At 52.7% G+C, this 20,083-nt stretch carries 14 protein-coding genes; 10 read left to right on the top strand and 4 right to left on the bottom strand.

The window, feature by feature from the left end; translation table 11 throughout:
- Positions 1–2: 2 nt before the first annotated feature.
- Entirely contained in the window at positions 3–1,403 is a 1,401-nt protein-coding gene (locus tag AC2A1E_RS05075; RefSeq protein WP_484382847.1) for a cytochrome ubiquinol oxidase subunit I, read from the bottom strand.
- A 145-nt stretch (positions 1,404–1,548) separates the two neighbouring features.
- Here AC2A1E_RS05075 and AC2A1E_RS05070 point away from each other — a divergent pair, with 145 nt between their 5' ends.
- On the top strand, positions 1,549–2,967 hold the full coding sequence (locus AC2A1E_RS05070; RefSeq protein ID WP_484382846.1) for an aminotransferase-like domain-containing protein: 1,419 nt from the start codon (positions 1,549–1,551) through the stop codon (positions 2,965–2,967).
- Position 2,968: 1 nt separating this feature from the next.
- On the opposite strand, the gene AC2A1E_RS05065 is transcribed toward AC2A1E_RS05070, so the two are convergent.
- A complete protein-coding gene (locus AC2A1E_RS05065) occupies positions 2,969–3,943 on the bottom strand; it encodes an alpha/beta hydrolase (protein WP_484382845.1) in 975 nt (324 codons plus the stop codon).
- Between the two features lie 653 nt (positions 3,944–4,596).
- On the opposite strand from AC2A1E_RS05065, the gene AC2A1E_RS05060 reads away from it, so the two are divergent.
- From AC2A1E_RS05060 to AC2A1E_RS05035, 6 genes are all read left to right on the top strand, one after another.
- Complete coding sequence (locus AC2A1E_RS05060) at positions 4,597–5,811, top strand: bifunctional succinylornithine transaminase/acetylornithine transaminase (RefSeq protein WP_484382844.1); 1,215 nt, start codon at positions 4,597–4,599, stop codon at positions 5,809–5,811.
- 82 nt (positions 5,812–5,893) lie between these two features.
- Positions 5,894–6,928, top strand: a complete 1,035-nt coding sequence (gene astA / locus AC2A1E_RS05055) for an arginine N-succinyltransferase (RefSeq protein ID WP_484382900.1) — start codon at positions 5,894–5,896, stop codon at positions 6,926–6,928.
- Positions 6,928–8,400, top strand: coding sequence for a succinylglutamate-semialdehyde dehydrogenase (gene astD, locus AC2A1E_RS05050; RefSeq protein WP_484382843.1), 1,473 nt, complete (start codon positions 6,928–6,930; stop codon positions 8,398–8,400). The genes astA and astD overlap by 1 nt, the downstream gene beginning before the upstream one ends.
- Positions 8,401–8,418: 18 nt before the next feature.
- Positions 8,419–9,759: an N-succinylarginine dihydrolase gene (gene astB / locus AC2A1E_RS05045; RefSeq protein WP_484382842.1), complete on the top strand. Its 1,341-nt coding sequence runs from the start codon at positions 8,419–8,421 to the stop codon at positions 9,757–9,759.
- A gap of 11 nt (positions 9,760–9,770) precedes the next feature.
- The gene (gene astE, locus AC2A1E_RS05040) at positions 9,771–10,754 is read left to right on the top strand and encodes a succinylglutamate desuccinylase (RefSeq protein WP_484382841.1); all 984 of its coding nucleotides are present in this window, start codon (positions 9,771–9,773) and stop codon (positions 10,752–10,754) included.
- Between the two features lie 579 nt (positions 10,755–11,333).
- The gene (locus tag AC2A1E_RS05035; RefSeq protein ID WP_484382840.1) at positions 11,334–12,416 is read left to right on the top strand and encodes a porin; all 1,083 of its coding nucleotides are present in this window, start codon (positions 11,334–11,336) and stop codon (positions 12,414–12,416) included.
- 126 nt (positions 12,417–12,542) lie between these two features.
- On the opposite strand, the gene AC2A1E_RS05030 is transcribed toward AC2A1E_RS05035, so the two are convergent.
- Complete coding sequence (locus AC2A1E_RS05030) at positions 12,543–12,722, bottom strand: YdfD/YebW family protein (protein ID WP_459402346.1); 180 nt, start codon at positions 12,720–12,722, stop codon at positions 12,543–12,545.
- A 474-nt stretch (positions 12,723–13,196) separates the two neighbouring features.
- Here AC2A1E_RS05030 and AC2A1E_RS05025 point away from each other — a divergent pair, with 474 nt between their 5' ends.
- The gene (locus tag AC2A1E_RS05025) at positions 13,197–13,559 is read left to right on the top strand and encodes a DUF1304 domain-containing protein (RefSeq protein ID WP_484382839.1); all 363 of its coding nucleotides are present in this window, start codon (positions 13,197–13,199) and stop codon (positions 13,557–13,559) included.
- Between the two features lie 8 nt (positions 13,560–13,567).
- Here the strand turns inward: AC2A1E_RS05025 and AC2A1E_RS05020 are convergent, their stop codons facing one another.
- On the bottom strand, positions 13,568–13,954 hold the full coding sequence (locus AC2A1E_RS05020; RefSeq protein ID WP_459402348.1) for a helix-turn-helix domain-containing protein: 387 nt from the start codon (positions 13,952–13,954) through the stop codon (positions 13,568–13,570).
- Between the two features lie 305 nt (positions 13,955–14,259).
- Between AC2A1E_RS05020 and AC2A1E_RS05015 the strand changes: the two genes are divergently transcribed.
- Positions 14,260–18,837, top strand: a complete 4,578-nt coding sequence (locus AC2A1E_RS05015) for a CHASE domain-containing protein (protein ID WP_484382838.1) — start codon at positions 14,260–14,262, stop codon at positions 18,835–18,837.
- A complete protein-coding gene (locus AC2A1E_RS05010; protein ID WP_484382837.1) occupies positions 18,824–19,795 on the top strand; it encodes a diguanylate cyclase in 972 nt (323 codons plus the stop codon). The genes AC2A1E_RS05015 and AC2A1E_RS05010 overlap by 14 nt, the downstream gene beginning before the upstream one ends.
- Positions 19,796–20,083 lie beyond the last annotated feature (288 nt).

Here is a 20,083-nt window from a genome sequence, read left to right as displayed (position 1 = left end):
GTTTAGCTCCTGTCGTCCAAGGTTTCTTTCACCGCTGAAAGCGGACGGGACGGTGTGCCATCGCTGTTGGATTCATCACTTTCATGCTCCTGCGGGCCTTTGCGGATCAGACGCATCATGTAGGAGTAACCCACGCCAAACACCGAGCTGTAAACGATGATAAAGGCCAGCAGGCTGATGCTCATCTGCAATTCACCGTGGGCAGATACGGCGTCTTTGGTGCGCAGTAGCCCGTAAATCACCCAGGGCTGTCGGCCGATTTCCGTGGTAAACCAGCCTGCCAGCAGGGCGAGTATGCCAGATGGCCCCATCCATAAAATGAAATGCAGGAACGGCCTGGAGTGATAGAGCCTGCCGCGCCAGCGCAGCCATAGGCTCCAGAAACCGGCCAGGATCATCAGCATGCCCAGCGCCACCATAATGCGGAACGTCCAGAACACCACGGTGGCGTTAGGGCGATCTTCCGGCGGGAAGGATTTCAGCGCGGGCACCTGTTCGGTCAGGCTATGAGTCAGGATCAGGCTGCCAAGATATGGGATCGCCACTTGGAAGCGGGTTTCTTCTCGCTGCATATCCGGCCAGCCAAACAGGATCAGCGGCGTGGCTTCTCCTGGGTGGTTTTCCCAGTGTCCTTCCATTGCCGCGATTTTTGCCGGTTGATACTTCAGCGTATTCAAGCCGTGTGCATCACCGATAACCGCCTGAATCGGGGCCACGACCAGTGCCATCCACATGGCCATCGACAGCATTTTGCGCATGGCCGGAGTATCACGCCCGCGCAACAGGTGCCAGGCAGCGGAAGCGCCGACAAAAAAGGCCGATGACAGGAACGCAGCGGTAGTCATATGCAACAGGCGGTAAGGGAACGATGGGTTGAAGATCACTCTCAGCCAGTCGACCGGGATGACCACGCCGTTGACGATCTCGTGCCCTTGAGGGGTATGCATCCAACTGTTGGAAGCCAGGATCCAGAAGGTGGAGATCAGCGTACCAAGTGCCACCATGCAGGTGGAGAAGAAGTGCAACCCTGGGCCGACGCGGTTCCAGCCAAATAGCATCACTCCCAGAAAACCGGCTTCAAGGAAGAAGGCGGTTAGCACTTCATAGGTCAGTAACGGGCCGGTAATGCTGCCAGCAAACTCGGAGAAAAAACTCCAGTTGGTGCCGAATTGATAGGCCATCACCAGGCCGGACACCACTCCCATACCGAAGTTAACGGCAAAAATTTTTGACCAGAAATGATAGAGATCGCGATAGGTACGGTTACCACTCTTTAACCATAAACCTTCCAGCACCACCAGATAACTGGCCAGACCGATGGTGATGGCAGGGAAAATGATATGAAAGGATACAGTGAAGGCGAACTGAATACGTGCTAGCTCCAATGCGTCAAGACCAAACATGACGCCTCCTACATTTGTACATAAATTGACCTCTTCAGTATAGCTGTAATTTTCCAAACCAACGCTTGGTATTCAGTAGAGCACAGAGTAGAGTGACTATAATAGTGACAGATATTTTATATTTACCTATAACAGTTGGGTTCGAATGACCAGATATGAACAGCTTGCTCAGCAGATCCGTGAGCAAATCCAGAATCGGGTGTGGCGTGCGGGTGACAAACTGCCTTCGCTGCGTGAAAGCGGTAAACGCGCGGGATTGAGCCTGATGACGGTGGTGCAGTCTTACCAACTGTTAGAAAGCCAGGGCTGGATTGTCGCCCGGCCGCAGTCTGGCTATTACGTCGCGGCTCGCCCGCAGCCACTGCCGCAGCCGGTAAGCGGTGAAAAACTGCTGCTGAGTGAACAGGTCGATATCAACACCTTTATCTTCGAGGTGTTGCAGGCGTGCAAAGATCCGGACATTGTGCCCTTTGGCTCGGCTTTTCCCGATGCCACGCTGTTTATGCAGCCGAAGCTGGCGCGGGCGTTGAGCAACGTCGCGCGTAAATTCACCCCGCACAGTTCGCTGGCCAACCTGCCGCCGGGCAACGATGCGTTGCGCCGTCATATTGCTCAGCGCTATGCGCTGAGCGGCATGCAGGTGGCACCGGATGAGATCGTGATCACTGCCGGTGCCATGGAATCGTTGAGCCTCAGCCTGCAGGCGGTAACGCAGCCGGGCGACTATGTCGCTATCGAATCCCCGGCATTTTACGGCGCGTTGCAGGCGCTGGAACGGCTGCGGCTGAAGGCGGTGGCGATCGCTACCCATCCGCAGTACGGCATCGATCTGGATGCGCTACAGCAAGCGGTGGAACAGTACCCGATCAAGGCCTGCTGGTTGATGACCCACTTCCAGAATCCGCAAGGTGCCACCTTACCGCAGGAGAACAAACAGCGGCTGGTGACGTTGCTGCGCGAGCACCAAATCTCCTTGATTGAAGATGATGTGTACGGTGAGCTGTATTTCAGCGCTGAACAACCACTACCCGCCAAAGCGCTGGATAGCGGCGGGCAGATCCTGCACTGCTCGTCGTTTTCCAAATGTCTGGCTCCGGGTTTTCGCGTGGGTTGGGTGGCGGCGGGGCGCTACGCACCGCAGATCCAGCGTTTGCAACTGATGAGTACGGTGTCGACCAGCGTGCCGACCCAGATGGCGATTGCCGACTACCTGCTGCACGGCGGTTACGATACCCACTTGCGCCGCCTGCGTCGTTTGCTGGCCCAGCGCCAGAGCGTGATGTGCCAGGCGATTGCCCATCACTTTCCAGCCACGGTTAAGGTCAGCCAGCCGGACGGTGGCTATTTTCTCTGGTTGGAGTTGGATCCGGCACTTTCGGCCATGGTGCTGTATCAACGCGCATTGGCTGAAGGGATCAGTATTGCCCCTGGGCGGATGTTTACCACCGGCAACCACTTCAACCACTGTTTCCGTCTCAATGCCTCTTTTGCCTGGTGCGATAGGTTTGAAATGGCGATCAAAACGTTAGCCAGACTGATTCGTGAGCTGGAGCCAGTGGCGTGAATCAGGCCAGATAATGTTTCAACGCGCGCCCGGCCTGATGGAGGGCGGAATGCACCGCCGGGACGTGGGCCAGCGGGTTTAGCAGGCCGTAATCGTGGATCAGACCGTTGTAGCGGGTGGCCGTGACTTCAACACCCGCAGCGTTCAGCAGGCGGGCATAGGCTTCGCCTTCGTCACGCAATACGTCCAGCTCTGCGGTTTGGATCAGCGCTGGCGGCAGGCCTTTCAGCTGTTCTAGCGTGGCATTGAGCGGTGAGGCGTAGATCTCTTTGCGCAAGGCTTTATCAGGGGCGTAATGATCCCAGAACCCTTTCATCATATTGCGCGTCAGGAAATGGCCTTCGGCGAACTGATGATATGACCCGCTATCAAAACTGGCATGGGTAACCGGCCACAGCAGGATCTGGCAACGCAGCGCTGGCGTGGCGTGTTCTTTCGCCAGCAGGCTGACCACCGCCGCCATATTGCCGCCCACGCTGTTGCCAACCACCGCCAGGCGCGTGCTATCGACGTTGATTTTCTCGCCAAATTCCGCCACCCACTCGGTGGCGGCGTAGGCCTGATGAATCGCGCTGGGATAGTGAGCTTCCGGTGACGGCGTGTAATTGACAAACACCGCAACCGCCCCGGAGCTGTAAACCAGATCGCGCACCAGCCGCTCATGGGTGAGGAAATCACCCAGCACCCAGCCACCGCCGTGGAAGAACATAAACGCCGGTAATTTTCCCTTCACTCTGGGCGGGCGCACGATGTGCAGCAGAAGTTCCTTGCCCGCCACGCGGATAGTTTTTTCTTCAATTTCAACGTCATGTAACGGTACCTCGACGCTGCGTTGCACCGCCTCCAGCACCTTACGCGCCTCTTTCGGCTTCATTTGCTCCATGGGTTTGCCCACACCGCTATTCAACGCCTGCAAAAAGGCGGCGGTGCACTGTTCTGCGGCTGGTTGGCTGAGATCAACGATTTTCTTCGGCATGCTGGAGCCTCAAAAGTGGGAGAGATGGCGCAATCAAAGTGTAGTTAATGCCTTTATTTTTGTGCGACAGCGAACGGGCAAAAATATGTCAGGGCGCGTAATGGCTGAATTGCGCGACAGAACGCCTCAATTGAGTGCGCCTAATGCACCGCCGTGGTGCAAAAGCGTGAATCTTCCGCCAACGGGCCAAATTATTTTTGCGAGCGCGATCAGAGAAACAGAAGAATTTTGCGATTGAATAGGATTTCGCTGCCAACGATGATTTCACACCGTATTTTTTCCATTATTCATTACCAATGCATAAATATTGAATATTTATGCATTATAACTTCTTGTTTTAACGAAAAAAATTTCAAAACACGCTAAAAAACCCGATTTGGCACGATAGCTGCTCTACACTCTTTATGAAACGACATGTATTTTAACTACTCGTTAACATTTATTCCCCGTTCCGGGGTGCTAAATGCGACAGATATAGCGAAAAATCGATTTTATGTAACAGGTTTGTATCTGAATGGCCGCTGATAAGAAGAATTATCGTCGGTCAGAAAATCTCATCAGCAAGACGATTTTTTGTGGTGTTGCATTGCTTCCGGTGCAGGAACGGCCCTTACAGTCAAAATTCAGCCTTTGCTGAAGTTCATGAGGTCACTATGGAACAGCCAATCGCAGTTACCCGCCAGTCTTTCGATGACTGGATGGTCCCAGTCTATGCACCTGCTGATTTTATTCTGGTGCGGGGAGAGGGATCACACGTCTGGGATCAGCAGGGCAAGTCTTATATCGACTTTGCCGGCGGGATTGCCGTGAACGCGCTGGGGCACGCTCATCCGCAGGTCAAGGCAGCGCTGGTGGAACAGGCAGGCAAGCTGTGGCACTTGGGCAATGGTTATACCAACGAACCGGTGTTGCGCCTGGCAAAACAGCTGATCGACGCCACCTTTGCTGAAAAAGTGTTTTTCTGCAACTCCGGGGCGGAAGCCAACGAAGCCGCGTTAAAGCTGGCGCGCAAGTATGCGCTGGATAATAGCGGCAGCGAAAAGAATCAGATTGTGGCGTTCAACAATGCTTTCCATGGCCGCACGCTGTTTACCGTTTCAGCCGGTGGTCAGCCAAAGTATTCGCAGGATTTTGCACCGCTGCCCGGTGGGATTATCCACTCACCGTTTAACGATCTGGCTGCGGCGGCAGAAGTGATTAATGCCAACACCTGCGCGGTGATCGTCGAGCCGATCCAGGGCGAAGGCGGCGTGTTGCCCGCCGATCCGCTGTTCTTGCAGGGGTTGCGTGAATTGTGCGATCGCCACGGCGCATTGCTGATCTTTGATGAGGTACAAACCGGCGTGGGCCGTACCGGGCATCTGTATGCCTATATGCAATACGGCGTGGTGCCGGATGTGTTAACCACCGCCAAGGCGCTGGGCGGCGGCTTCCCGATCGGGGCGATGATCACCACGGACAAACTGGCGAAAACGCTGGGCGTCGGCACTCACGGCACCACCTATGGCGGAAACCCGCTGGCAACGGCGGTGGCCGGTGCAGTGTTCTCCCTGATCAACACCCCGGAAGTGTTGGACGGGGTAAAACAGCGTCACCAGTGGTTTATCGATGGGTTGAATAAAATCAATCAACAGTATCCGATCTTTGCGGAAATCCGCGGTGGCGGTCTGCTGATTGGTTGTGTATTAAGCAAGGACTATGTGGGTAAGGCTAAACAGATCACGCAACTGGCCAACGAGGAAGGGGTGATTGCCCTGATCGCCGGCCCAGACGTGGTGCGCTTCACCCCTTCGCTGATCATCCCGGAACAGGATGTTAAAGAAGGGCTGGCGCGGTTCGCGCGTGCTGTCGCGCGGATTTGCAGTTAATAAAGCGGCTGCACCCAAGTGGTGCAGCCTATCCCCGGTTGGCGTGAAAAACCCTGGGGAGACGATTTTCGAGGTTCGCATCATGATGATTATCCGCCCTATAGCGCGTCGCGATCTGGCTGACTTACTGACGCTTGCCGGTAAATCCGGTATTGGTTTGACTTCTCTGCCGCAGAATGAAGATACGCTGTCGGCACGTATTGAGCGGGCGTTAAAAACCTGGCAAGGCGAACTGCCGAAAAGCGAACAGTGTTACCTGTTTGCCCTGGAAGATACCGAGCGTCAACAAGTGGTTGGCGTCAGCGCCATCGAGGTGGCGGTGGGGTTATCCGAGCCCTGGTACAGTTTTCGCGTGGGCACGCAGGTGCATGCCTCAAAACAGCTTAACGTGTACAAATCGGTGCCGACGCTGTTTCTGAGTAATGACCATACCGGCCATTCGGAACTGTGTACGCTGTTCCTCGATCCTGACTATCGTCACGGCGAGAACGGCAAGCTGCTGTCTAAAGTGCGTTTCCTGTTTATGGCAGCGTTCCGCGAGCATTTTTCCCGTAAAGTGATTGCCGAAATGCGTGGTTTTTCCGACGAGAACGGCCGTTCACCGTTCTGGGAAAGCGTCGGCCGCCACTTCTTTTCCATTGAGTTTGCCAAGGCGGATTACCTGAGCGGCACCGGGCAGAAAGCCTTTATCGCCGAACTGATGCCAAAACATCCGCTGTATGTCGACTTCCTCGCCGAAGATGCTCAGAAGGTGATTGGTGAAGTCCACCCGCAAACCGCTCCGGCGCGCCGGTTGCTGGAGGCCGAAGGGCTGCGTTATCAGGGTTATGTGGATATCTTCGACGGTGGCCCAACGCTGGAGGCGGAGATCGACGAGATCCGCGCGGTGAAGCGCAGCAAACTGGTAAAAGTGGTACTGGACGATGTGCCAATGAACAGCGATGCCCCGGTGTATCTGGTGGCTAACGACAACTATCCCCATTACCGCGCACTGCTGGTGCATGCCGATCTGCATGACGATCGTCTGCGCATCAATGCCGAAACCGCAGCGGCGCTTGGCGTTGAACAAGGCAGCCAGGTGCGGGTAATCACGCTTATTGCACAGGAGAAGGCGTAATGTCACACCCAGCATTGTTGATTAACGGAACTTGGCGTGAAGGCCATGGCGCTGAATTCGGTAAAACCGATCCGGTAGATAACCAACCGTTGTGGCAGGCTAACGCGGCGGATGCGGCCGATGTGGCCGCCGCTTGTGAAGCCGCGCGCGGTGCGTTTCCCGCCTGGGCTCGTACGCCGTTTGCCGAGCGTGAGCAGTTGGTCAAACGCTTTGCGGCCCTGCTGGAAGAGCATAAGCAGGATTTGGCGGAAGCGATCAGCCGTGAAACCAGTAAGCCGCGCTGGGAAACCCTGACCGAAGTGCAGGCGATGATCGGCAAAGTGGGGATCTCCCTGCAAGCCTATCAGACGCGCACCGGCATAACAGAAACGGCCATGGCCGACGGTGCTTCGGTGCTGCGCCATCGCCCGCACGGCGTGCTGGCGGTGTTTGGGCCGTACAACTTCCCCGGCCATCTGCCGAACGGCCATATAGTCCCTGCCTTGCTGGCGGGCAATACCCTGGTGTTCAAACCGAGTGAACTGACGCCGTTGACGGCGGAGGCGACGCTGAAACTCTGGTTGCAGGCCGGTTTGCCGGATGGAGTGATCAATCTGGTGCAAGGCGGGCGAGAAACCGGTGAGGCGCTGGCCGCCAGCCAGAACATCGACGGGTTACTGTTTACCGGCAGTGCCAATACCGGCTACCACCTGCATCGTCAACTGGCCGGGCAGCCGGAAAAAATCCTGGCGTTGGAGATGGGCGGCAATAACGCGCTGATCGTCGAACAGATTGAAGACTGTGATGCGGTGGTGAACCTGGCGATCCAATCGGCGTTTATCTCTGCCGGGCAGCGTTGTACCTGTTCGCGTCGTATTCTGGTCAAACGCGGGCCGGAAGGCGATGCCTTTATCGAGCGTTTGGTCGAAGTCGCTGGCGCTTTACGTATTGGCCGCTGGGATGCCGAACCGCAGCCGTTTATGGGCGGGGTAATCTCGGTTGCCGCAGCCGAGAAGATGCTGGCAGCACAGCAGCAACTGCTGGCGTTAGGGGGCAAGGCCTTGCTGACTCTGCGGCAGTTGGCGAGCGGCAGCGCCTTACTCAGCCCTGGGATTATTGACGTTACGGGCGTTGCTAATGTGCCGGACGAAGAGTATTTCGGCCCGCTGACCACCATCATCCGTTACGACAGCTTTGACGACGCATTGCGCATCGCCAACAACACGCGCTACGGATTGTCTGTGGGGTTGGTGTCACCGCAGCGTGAGCAGTTCGAACAACTGCTGCTGGAAGCGCGCGCCGGTATTGTGAACTGGAACAAGCCGTTGACCGGTGCTTCCAGTGCTGCTCCTTTTGGCGGCGTCGGGGCTTCGGGCAACCATCGGCCGAGTGCGTTCTATGCGGCAGATTATTGCGCCTGGCCGATGGCGTCGCTGGAAAGCCCCAGCCTGACGCTGCCAACCAGCCTGTCACCCGGTTTGTCGTTTAACTGATGCCCAGAGGAGAGAACAATGTCGGGATATGAAGTCAATTTCGATGGGTTGGTCGGTTTGACGCACCACTATGCTGGGTTGTCGTTTGGTAATGAAGCCTCAACCCAGCATCGCAATGCGGTATCCAACCCGAAGCTGGCGGCTAAGCAGGGCTTGCTGAAAATGAAAGCGCTGGCGGATTTAGGTTTTCAGCAAGGGGTGTTGCCGCCGCAGGAACGCCCGCATCTGCCGATGCTGCGTAAACTGGGGTTCAGCGGCTCCGATGAAAGCGTGCTGGCTCAGGCGATGCGCACGGCACCGCAACTGCTTTCCGCACTCAGTTCGGCCTCTGCCATGTGGACCGCCAATGCGGCGACGGTGTCACCTTCTGCCGACAGCGCCGATGGCAAAGTGCACTTCACCGCTGCCAACCTGAATAACAAATTCCACCGGGCGATCGAGGCGGAAACCACCTCCGCCGTGCTGCGGGCGATTTTCAGCGATCGGCAGCATTTTGTGCATCATGAGGCTTTGCCACAGGTGGCGCTGTTCGGCGATGAAGGGGCGGCTAACCATAACCGGCTAGGGGGCGATTATGCCCAGCGAGGCGTGCAGGTGTTCGTTTATGGTCGGCAGGAGTTCGGTGGGGAGCAGGCTCCAACGCGCTATCCGGCTCGGCAGACGCGGGAAGCCAGCGAAGCGATCGCCCGCTTGCATCAGTTGGACGCAGAGCAGACGGTCTTTTTGCAGCAGAATCCGGCGGTGATCGATCAAGGAGTGTTCCATAACGATGTGATTGCGGTCAGCAATCAGCAGGTTCTGTTTCATCATCAGCAGGCTTTTTTGCATCAGCAGCGCGGGCTGGATGAAGTCCGGCGCAAGATGGCCTCGGTGGGATCTGAACTGGTGGCGATCGAAGTGCCCACCGCGCGCGTTAGCGTGGCGGATGCGGTAGCGACTTACCTGTTCAACAGCCAACTACTGACCAAAGCGGATGGCCGAATGATGATCGTGGTGCCGGAAGAGTCCCGCCAGCACGAAGGGGTTTGGCACTATTTGACGGAAATGGTGGCCAGCGGCGGCCCGATTGATGAAATCAAGGTATTCGATCTGCGTGAGAGCATGCGCAACGGCGGTGGCCCGGCTTGCCTGCGGCTGCGGGTGGCGATGAATGAGCAGGAACTGCGGGCAGTCAACCCGCGGGTGATGATGAATGACGCGCTGTTTACCACCCTTAACCAGTGGGTCGATCGCTATTATCGCGATCGCCTGACGCAGGGCGATCTGGCGGACCCGCAGTTGCTGCGTGAAGGGCGTGATGCACTGGATGCCTTGACCTCGATCCTCGGTTTGGGGTCTGTTTACCCGTTCCAGCAATAACCGGAGCAATCATGATCGACTTATTGGCGCTCACGTTGGCGGGGGAAACCCCGTCGCAATCCCGTGGTGAAAATGCGACGTTGCGTTGGCAGTGGCTGGGGGAAGGGCTGCTGGAGATCTGCCCGCTGCACGGTTATCAACGGGCGGCGGTGATTTCTGCCGGTATCCACGGCAATGAAACGGCACCTATCGAATTACTGAACCAATGCGTGGGTGAAATACTCGCGGGCACCCGAGCGTTGGCGGTACGTTTGCTGGTGGTGTTAGGCAACCCACCGGCGATGCGCGCCGGTAAGCGCTACTTGAGCAGCGATATGAACCGCATGTTCGGTGGCCGCTACGCTCAGTTTGAACCTTGCGGGGAAACCGCGCGGGCGCAGCGGCTAGAGCAGGCGATCGGTGCCTTCTTTGCCGGAGAAAGCGCCGCACGCTTTCACTTTGATTTGCATACGGCGATCCGCGAATCGCATTTACCGCGCTTTGGCTTGTTGCCGTTCCAAAACCGGCCATACAGCGCGGAAATGCTGGCGCTGCTGGAGGCAGCGGCGTTAGATGCCGTGGTGATCCATCAGGCTCCGGGGGGCACTTTCAGCCATTTCTCCAGTGAACAATGGCAGGCTGCCAGTTGCACATTAGAGCTGGGAAAGGCACGGCCGTTTGGCAGCAACGATTTGCAGCAGTTTGCGGGTATTCATCAGGCATTACGGGCGTTTATCAGCGCCGAACCGCTGCCGCAACGTGCGCAGGCTCCCGTGCGGGTATTCCGCGTGGAGCAATCACTGATTAAGCGCAGTGAAGCATTCAAGCTGCATTTGAGTCATGACACGGCTAACTTTACTGCATTGGCACGGGGAACCTTGTTGTGTGAACAACCTGGCGAGATATACCGGGTGCAGCATGATCAGGAGTGGATATTGTTCCCGAATCCCAGCGTGGCTCTAGGATTGCGTGCTGGCATGATGCTGATTGAAATCCCGCGTAGTACCCTGTTCTGATCCCTTCCTCAGCGCCGCAGGTTAAAAAGAACCTGCGGTGCTGCCGTTATTTTCTGCGCAACAACCGAGTATTTTATTTAATGATTTTGATAGCGAAGGGTACCTGTTCATTAATTTAAGGTATTTCTTATGCTGTCTAAGATAAACGAACTAATAGAATGAAAGCTAAATCGGTTAAATCACTTAACTCGATTTAGATATGCAGAAATGTGAAATAGGCAATTCGATGAGCCATCCTGCCAAGATTGAGGTCGTTGCTTGGCGGGTAAAAATCAAACAAAATGAAACTTTTCTGCTCATAGAAGAACTGTTTCATCTGTTAACTTATCAAAAAAGTTAAAAATATTAAATTTAATCAGCTGGTTACGACAATCTTTTTTGTTAATGTTTTGTTACAAATAAACATGGTTTACAGCCGCTATTTTATGAACTTTTTGATTTTAAGTTTTTATTCATGATGATAATGTCACATGGCTCTTAATTGAGGGCCTTCATAAAATACACAACGATAAAGATCACAGCCCAAACCATAAATTGGGCGTGACGGGCAGATTTTAATTAATATCTAGGAAAGAAATTATGAAACGCAGTGTACTCGCTCTGGCGGTCGCCCTCGGTACCGTTACTTCAATGGCCAATGCGGCAGAAATCTACAATAAAGATGGCAATAAACTCGATCTGTATGGCCGCGTGAACGGCAAACATTACTTTGTCAGTGACAGCAAGGAAAGCGGTGATAAATCTTACGTTCGTTTAGGTTTCAAAGGCGAAACGCAGGTTAACGATCAACTGACCGGTTATGGTCAGTGGGAATACCAATATCAAGCCGACAAAAGCGAAGGCAGCGATGCGAACGAAGGCAGCAAAACCCGTCTGGGCTTTGCGGGCCTGAAGCTCAAAGACTACGGTTCATTCGATTACGGCCGTAACTACGGCGTTGTGTACGATGTTGAATCCTTTACCGATATGCTGCCAGAGTTCGGTGGCGACTCTTACTCAAGAACTGACAACTTCATGACCAGCCGTTCTACCGGTCTGGCAACCTACCGTAACCGTGATTTCTTCGGTCTGGTGGATGGCTTGAACGTAGCGCTGCAGTATCAGGGTAAAAACGAAGGCCGCGACCTGCACCGCCAGAACGGTGACGGCTACGGTCTGTCAGCGGTTTATCAGGACATCGGTGGCAGCGGTATTGGCGCAGCGGCAGCCTATTCTGATTCCAATCGTACTGAAGCACAGAAAAATGCCCTCTACGGTCACGGTGATGGCAGCGCTTCAGCTTGGACGACCGGGCTGAAATACGATGCTAATCAGCTCTATCTGGCGGTTATGTACGCAGAAACTCGCAACATGACCCCAATCACCGTTAATGGCGTGAAGGGTGCGGCTAAAAAGACTCAGAACGTTGAAATCGTCGCGCAATACCAGTTCGAAAACGGACTGCGTCCTTCTCTGGCTTATGTGCAATCTAAAGGCAAAGATATCGAAGGGATTGGTGATACCGATTTGGCAAACTATGTTGATATCGGTGCGACCTATTACTTCAACAAAAATATGTACGCCTACGTTGATTATAAAATCAACCAGTTGAACGACGATAGCAACAAACTGCGTCTGAACAACGACAACATCGTTGCGACCAGCTTGACCTATCGTTTCTAAGCGTTTATTTCCAGATGCAGGAGGGCATAGCTCGCACCTGCATCTGTCTACCCCATTCCTGTGTCGGGAAGTGGTCAAAAGGCAGAATGCGAACTCTGCCTTTTTCTTTTAAATTCAGATAGGGTTTTACTCGCTGGCGGGCAACCACAGGCCGTCGATAAAATCCTCAATCGGATAACAACCGGCATGGCGCAGCCGCTGTTCTTTCATCACCAGCAGGCATTGCTGCTCATCACGCAAGACATCAACCACAATATCGGCACAGCCACCATCCAGATAGCAAACGAACATCACTAATGCGTACATAATGCTATCGCATCCTCTTCGTTAACGCTTTTATACTGTCAGTTTAGGCTATGGCGCATTTACTGTGACAATCCACGTTGGCGTTACAGTTAAATATAGGTAGCGAAAGCGTTTTGCCGGGTTAAAAGATCTTTTTTGCTGAAAGATTATCATTTAGTGAAAAAGTGATCTGCCGCAAATAAAAAAAATCATGTTGAACTAAGGTTGATCTTAATGGGTGAATTTGGTCTGTCGGCTCGTTGACGTTGTGAGGTTGCTATGAACCAATTACTCTCTCGTACAAGGTTATATCATATTGTGATTGCAACGACTCTATTCTGGCTTTCAATTGCTGCCTTGGTTTCGGTGATGCTAAACTAACCCTAAGTAGTTAATTAAAAATCCGCTTCGGCGGATTTTTTTACGCCTTGGCATAGGCAGATCAGAGAGCAAGTTTATACTTTATATTCATGCCCAAGAATAAGCCGATAAAATATGATGCTCATTGCCGCCATACTGATTCTCTTCGTTGCGCTCTTACATATTTACATTTTTGTTCTGGAAGTCTTTCTCTGGCAAACGCCAGCGGGAAGGCGTGCTTTTGGCACAACGGCAGAGTTTGCCGCCGCCACGCGAGTATTGGCGGCAAACCAAGGGCTGTATAACGGTTTTCTTGCAGCTGGCTTGCTGTGGGGAATGTGGCGGCAGGATGTGCCTACCCAACTGTTTTTTCTGGGCTGCGTGCTGATCGCGGGCGTTTTCGGCGGTTTGACCGCCAGCCGCAAAATTCTCTGGGTTCAGGCATTGCCAGCACTGGTGGCCATACTGGCATTATTGCTGGCGTATTATCGCGCTTGAGGCGTGGTTCAGGCCATTTTCTGATGAATGACGTGCAAGGGGGGCTCAATATGCAGATCTACGCTCAGGTCCTGGCGGAAATCATACGGAGTGATATCGAAACGTTTTCTGAACATGTAAGTGAAATGTGACTGAGAACCAAAGCCAAAATCCAGCGCGATGTCAAAAATGGAAGCTTCACTGCTGCGCAGTTGGTACACCGCTCCGGCAAGACGGCGTTCACGAATATATTTGCCCAGCGAGATCCCTGTCGCTTCTTTAAACAGCTTCTGCATATGCCACAGAGAGTAGCCGGAATACTCAGCCAGTTCTTCCAAGTGGATCACTCGCCCGAGGTGAGTTTCAACCCATTTACTGAGGGCGCAGACTAATGAGAGGTGGTGTTCTTGTATCAATACACTTACCTATTGATTTATTGTTAAATTTATAAATCCTGAATGCTTGCGGATACTCTGCTAATGCTATGATTTTACAGGATTTATCGGTTTAACCTAGACTAAAAGACGTTGGTAAACGCACCTAGCCTAACCCAGAGATTTGAGGTTGTCACCACCGATAGTCGATTGACCCTGCCATTACAGCCGCTACCGCCCCCGTGCAGGGTTATCACTTCCGTTAAACAAAGCCTCTGCCCACCTTGAATCACATAGTAATACGGCTATGCTTGAGCTATTGCTGTTTATAGGGAATGTGACGCTATATGGCACCTCCACGATCCAATGAAAGTACTCGCACCCGGAAAGTCTTCTCCTTCTGGGATAACTATTTGTCACAGCAGGTTAACCTCTTGCCGGTATTGTTATTTATTGTTGGGGTGATCTTATCAGGCGTTGGGGCATGGCGGCTTTATAACGAGATTGAACTTAATGCCAAGGCTGAATTTCAACGCAACGTTGAGCGGATTTCTGGTGAGATTGTCAGGCGTTTTTCTCAACCGGTATACGGCCTGAATGGCGCGAAAGGTGCTTATGCCACCAATAACGATTTAAATCGTGAACAGTTTCGTGCCTATGTGGCATCCCATGACCTGTCGGTTGAGTTCCCAGGGGTTCGAGGGTTTGGTTTTATTCAACGGGTGCAACGTAACCATCTGGAGGCGTTTCTTGCGCAGGTCAGAGCGGATGGTGCCCCGGACTTTACTGTCCACCAGCTTGATGACAAGCATTACGACGATCTGTATATCACTAAATATATTGAGCCGGTTGAAAATAATTATGGTGTTGAAGGGCTTGACGTTGGCTCTGAATCTGTCCGGCGTGCGGCTATTCTATCGGCGATTAATACTGGCCAACCTACGCTGTCTGGCACCCTTCATTTAGTGCAGGATAACCGTAAAACGCCCGGGGTTCTGCTGTTTGTGCCGGTTTATGCCTATGGTACCAACCCTGTTACGCCTGTGGAGAGGCAGGCATCATTGGTGGGGCTGCTCTATTCGCCTATCGTGATTGCCGATCTGTTACGTGATATTCCAGAGTTCACTAACAGACGAATGGATATCGAGCTGTTTAATGGCGCGCACGACCTCTTTGCACAACATTTGGTTTTTGATGCCGATGGCAGCCAAAAACCAGGTTTTATGCCAAAAGCAGAGCATAGCGATCAGGTCATCAATGCCAGAACATTCCGCCAGATAAATACATTGACGCTGCCAGGGCGCGAGATGACCCTACGGGTAACCAGTACCCCGTCCTTTGAGGCACTGACGGAACGTTACGCTCCGTGGTTATTGTTTGCTTTTGGTTTGTTGCTCAGTTCCGCACTGGCGTTATTGCTGCGGCAACAAATAAACGGACGATATCGTGCAGAAATGCTGGCACGTAATATGACGGCAGATCTTGAACGCTTGGCGCTGGTGGCTAAAAATACCTCTAATGCGGTGATCATTACAGATGTTGACCGGCGTATCCTGTGGGTTAACGAGGGTTTTGAACGTATTACGGGCTACAGTAAAACCGAAGTCCTTGGTCAGTCTCCTGGGCAATTACTGCAATGTGCCAATACCGATAAGAAGGTTGCTGCGGCAATGAAAGCCGCATTGGATGCCGGCGAGCCGTTTAATGGTGAAATCATCAACCGGTCTAAGTCAGGCCAGGAATACTGGATTGAATTAGAAATTCAACCGCGCTACAACGATCAGAATGAACCTATCGGGTTTATGGCCATTGAATCGGATATCAGTGAACGTAAAGCCACCTATATGCGGCTTGAGGCCGCTTTACGTGAAAATAACGCGTTGCTCAGCACCCTTAATTTGCATGGCATCATTTCTTCCGCTGATAGTCATGGGCTAATTACTGAGGTTAATGACGCATTTTGTAAAATCAGTGGTTATCAGCGGGACGAGTTGGTTGGCCAGAATTATCGTCTATTAGACTCGCATACTCATCCCACTGAGTTTTGGCAAGCGATGTGGAAAGATATCGCCAGCGGAACCTCTTGGCGGGGAGAAATCTGCAACAAAGCGAAGGATGGGAGCATTTATTGGGTGGATACCACCATTGCACCGTTTAAAAATAGTGCAGGCGAGATTGAACGCTATATCTCCATCCAGATTGATATTACCACCAGCAAAAATCAGCAGGCTAGCCTGACTATTGCCCGTAACCAATTGATCCGGGCCGCCGATGTGGCGGAGTTGGGCATCTGGTTTTGGAATATTCCAGATAAAACCTTCTCTTTTGATGAGCGCATGAATGATATTTATGCGCTGCCCGCGGAGTTATGTCATGCGCCTATTCCTCAGGAGCATTGGTATAGCCTGCTGCATCCAGACGATCGCCAAGAGGTTACACATGCAGTGAAAATGGCGCTGGAAAGCGAAAGTGTTTACCGCCAGAATTTCCGCATTGTGATCAATAACCAAGTCCGGTTTATTCAATCAAGCGGGATGGTTGAACGGGATGAGAATGGCCGTCCGGTCTCAATGATGGGGATAAATCGTGATGTCACTCAACAGTATGAGGATGAGAATATCCTGCGGGCAGCCAGGCAAGCGGCAGAGGCAGCGAATCATGCCAAATCGGCATTTCTGGCGACCATGAGCCATGAATTACGTACGCCAATGAATGCTGTTCTGGGGATGATGACCCTATTAAGGAGAACCGGGCTCAATAATAAACAGGCTGACTATGCCATCAAAATTGAAGCGGCTGCCCGTACGCTGTTGCGGTTGCTGAATGACATTCTGGATTTCTCGAAAATTGAATCGGGCAAAATGGTTCTGGAATGCATCCCGTTTGATATTCATACCATGCTGCGGGATCTGTCCGTCATTCTATCCAGCAACCTGAGAGTGAAAAACGTTGAGGTCCTGTTTGATATTGATCCGCGCTTACCCTCATTTGTCGTGGGTGACAGCATGCGGCTGCAACAGATATTAATCAATCTTGGCGGCAACGCGCTGAAATTTACCGAACAGGGAGAGGTGATACTGTTTATCAAGGTTGTCCAGCAAGACAGCCATCAGGTGGCCTTGCATTTCGGTGTTCGCGACACCGGGATTGGGATCGCGCCTGAACATCAGGAACGCATTTTCAGTGGGTTTACGCAAGCGGAAGCCTCTATCACTCGCCGTTTCGGCGGTTCGGGATTGGGGCTGGTGATCAGCCAACGTTTTGTGGCCTTAATGGGCGGGACTCTGGAGTTAGAAAGCCAGGTGGGTCATGGCAGTCTGTTCCATTTCACCATTACGCTGCCTGTTCCTGCTCGTTCATCGATGGTGAGTGAGGTGCCTGAGCCATTGGCGGTCAGGGCTCATGCATTAAATTATCTACGCGTCTTGGTGGTTGATGACAACCCGACGGCCTGCGATCTGATTAAGCGCATGGGCGAATCGTTAAAATGGACCGTTGACGTGGCCAACAGTGGCAGCGAAGCGTTGCAACTGATGCAGCAGCAACGTGAGCAAGGTATTACCTACGGTGCGCTATTCATTGACTGGCAAATGCCGGGATTGGACGGCTGGCAGACCAGTAAGTCTGTACGCGAACTCATGCCGGAAGGGATTGTGCCGATGATTGTTATGATCACCGCCCACGATCGCGAAATGCTGTTGCAGCGCAGCGAGGAAGATCAGGCGTTGCTTGATGGCTATCTGGTCAAACCTATTACGGCTTCTATGCTGCTGGATTCAGTGACCGATGCATTAAGCGAAGGCAAACAGCCAGAAAATTCGCCGCCCAGACTGGTGGCCCCTTCGGAACAATTGCCTGGTATCAGGCTGTTGGTGGTCGAAGATAACGTGAACAACCAGCAGATTGCCCGCGAATTGTTGGAGGATGAAGGGGCTATTGTTCAGATTGCCAATCATGGTCAGGAGGCGATTGATATCCTGCAGGATAACGTCTCCGTCTTTGATGTGGTGTTGATGGATTTGCAGATGCCCGTCATGGATGGTTTAAGCGCGACGCAGTATATTCGCAACACGCTGGGGCTGGTGGATTTACCTATTATTGCCATGACCGCCAATGCGATGGCTTCCGATCGCGATGCCTGTTTGGCGGCAGGGATGAACGACCATATTGGTAAACCCTTTGACCTGAATAATCTGATCCGTGTGGTACGGAAATACAGCAAACAGCCTGAAATAGCGATTGCCACACATAAAGAGACGCTTTCACCGCTATTAGTGGAATGGAAAGAGGCAGCAGCGGTGGCAGGGATTGAACTGGAGTCGGCGCTTAATCGATTAGGTGGGGACATTCCGTTGTTGCAGAAAATGATCTCGCTGTTTGGGGCAGAACTGGCCGATTTCCCTGAACAACTGGATACGCTGGTCGCGCAGCAGGATTGGCGATCTGCATCGCGTCTGTTACACACGGTCAAGGGGCTGGCCGCGCAGCTTGGTGCAACGCATCTGTCGCAGAATGCCGGCAAGGGGGAGACGTTACTGAGCGGTGCATCAATACCTGAACCAGAGACGATAGCGAGCTTGCTGAGTGAAATAAAAGATCAAGCGCGGTCCGTGCAGCTCGGGATGGTAGAATTGAGCCACATGCTGCAAGGGAAGGCTGCTGATGCGGATTCAGCCGGGAACGGGAAGACAGATTCTCTTGGCTCTGAGCTGAACGCACTGATATTGCTGTTACAAAATTCAGATATGGCAGCACTGGAAGCGATGAATCAATTACAGGCGACTTTTGGCCACCAAGTGGGTGAGGCATTTTCTCCGCTGAGTCATGCGATTAACCAATTAGACTTTGCGCTGGCCATCCAGATAGCTCAAGCGTTGCTGGACGGCTGTTTAATTCAAAGGAATGAAAGTAATGACGATAATTGATCAAGATACCGTCGTGTTTTTACCGAGTTTAGATAAGCCAAAGCTGCTGATTGTCGACGATCACCCGATCAATATTCAGGTGTTATATCAAGCGTTCTCTACCGATTATCAGGTTTGTATGGCAACCAATGGCAAACAGGCGCTGGATGTCTGTATTAAGCAGAAGCCGGATCTGATTTTGCTGGATATTGAAATGCCGGACATCAGTGGCTATGAGGTGTGTGCCCAACTCAAGGCTCTGCCTGAAACCAAGGATATCCCGATTATCTTTGTCACCGCTCATATTGATGAAGAGACCGAAACTCGCTGTTTTGATGAAGGTGCGGTGGATTTCATCAGCAAGCCAATCAACAGAAACACGGTGAGAGCGCGAGTGCGCACCCATCTGTTGCTGAAGGCGCAATCTGACTTGCTACGTCAATTAGTCTATTTGGATGGCTTAACCGAAGTACATAACCGGCGCTATTTTGACGAGCGGCTGGAGCAGGAGTGGAAACTGGCCAGCCGTCACCAGACACCGCTTAGCCTGATTATTATTGATGTCGATTTTTTCAAGAAATATAACGATTTGTATGGTCACTTGGCAGGAGATGACTGCTTACGCCGTGTGGCAAAAACTATCTACAATGCCCTGAAGCGCGCTACCGATCTGGTTGCCCGCTACGGTGGAGAGGAGTTTGCCTGTCTGCTGCCCAATACCGAATTGAGTGGTGCGATGGCCGTGGCGGAGTCAATAAGATCACAACTGATTGAGCAGGAGATCCCTCATGCCGACTCCTCGGTATCGCCCTTTGTCAGTATCAGCCTGGGAGTCTGTTGCCGAAGTGCTGAAAGCACCGGTACGCTGGCCGATTTCTTGCTACAGGCGGACGCCCAACTGTATCAAGCGAAGAGAAAGGGCAAAAATCAAACCTGCGGAACCTGGTTAGAAGATACTGGGCTCGAAGCAAGCTGCTGATCCAGCACCTGCTGCCTGCAATCCCCACCTCGTTGGTCATATGAATAAAAAGCCTTACCGGATGACTTGTCATCATCCGGAAAAACCAGCTAATCTGAAATTACCCGCAACCGCCAACCTGAGTGGTCCAGGTCCGAGAAGTTTTTAGCCGAAACAGAGAGCCAACCGTAACAACGTCATATTGATGGGGTGATCGCATGTTAATAACAGTGATTATTACTCTTTTTGTTATCGTGGGCGTCGCTGCCTTTATGGCTGCGCCAGTGATGATGGTCAATAACGCGGAAG

This window comes from Serratia sp. HNCC26DJ206 (assembly GCF_057180605.1).
The sequence above is the reverse complement of the archived record's forward strand: the minus strand, read 5'-3'. Positions and strand labels throughout refer to the sequence as shown.

Excerpts from the sequence above, each read along its gene's own strand:
- AC2A1E_RS05030 (WP_459402346.1), bottom strand. The coding sequence starts at position 12,722 with ATGTACGCATTAGTGATGTTCGTTTGCTATCTGGATGGTGGCTGTGCC.
- astA (WP_484382900.1), top strand. The coding sequence starts at position 5,894 with ATGATGATTATCCGCCCTATAGCGCGTCGCGATCTGGCTGACTTACTG.
- astB (WP_484382842.1), top strand. The coding sequence starts at position 8,419 with ATGTCGGGATATGAAGTCAATTTCGATGGGTTGGTCGGTTTGACGCAC.
- astE (WP_484382841.1), top strand. The coding sequence starts at position 9,771 with ATGATCGACTTATTGGCGCTCACGTTGGCGGGGGAAACCCCGTCGCAA.
- astD (WP_484382843.1), top strand. The coding sequence starts at position 6,928 with ATGTCACACCCAGCATTGTTGATTAACGGAACTTGGCGTGAAGGCCAT.
- AC2A1E_RS05065 (WP_484382845.1), bottom strand. The coding sequence starts at position 3,943 with ATGCCGAAGAAAATCGTTGATCTCAGCCAACCAGCCGCAGAACAGTGC.
- AC2A1E_RS05015 (WP_484382838.1), top strand. The coding sequence starts at position 14,260 with ATGGCACCTCCACGATCCAATGAAAGTACTCGCACCCGGAAAGTCTTC.
- AC2A1E_RS05070 (WP_484382846.1), top strand. The coding sequence starts at position 1,549 with ATGACCAGATATGAACAGCTTGCTCAGCAGATCCGTGAGCAAATCCAG.
- AC2A1E_RS05035 (WP_484382840.1), top strand. The coding sequence starts at position 11,334 with ATGAAACGCAGTGTACTCGCTCTGGCGGTCGCCCTCGGTACCGTTACT.
- AC2A1E_RS05075 (WP_484382847.1), bottom strand. The coding sequence starts at position 1,403 with ATGTTTGGTCTTGACGCATTGGAGCTAGCACGTATTCAGTTCGCCTTC.
- AC2A1E_RS05025 (WP_484382839.1), top strand. The coding sequence starts at position 13,197 with ATGATGCTCATTGCCGCCATACTGATTCTCTTCGTTGCGCTCTTACAT.
- AC2A1E_RS05060 (WP_484382844.1), top strand. The coding sequence starts at position 4,597 with ATGGAACAGCCAATCGCAGTTACCCGCCAGTCTTTCGATGACTGGATG.
- AC2A1E_RS05010 (WP_484382837.1), top strand. The coding sequence starts at position 18,824 with ATGACGATAATTGATCAAGATACCGTCGTGTTTTTACCGAGTTTAGAT.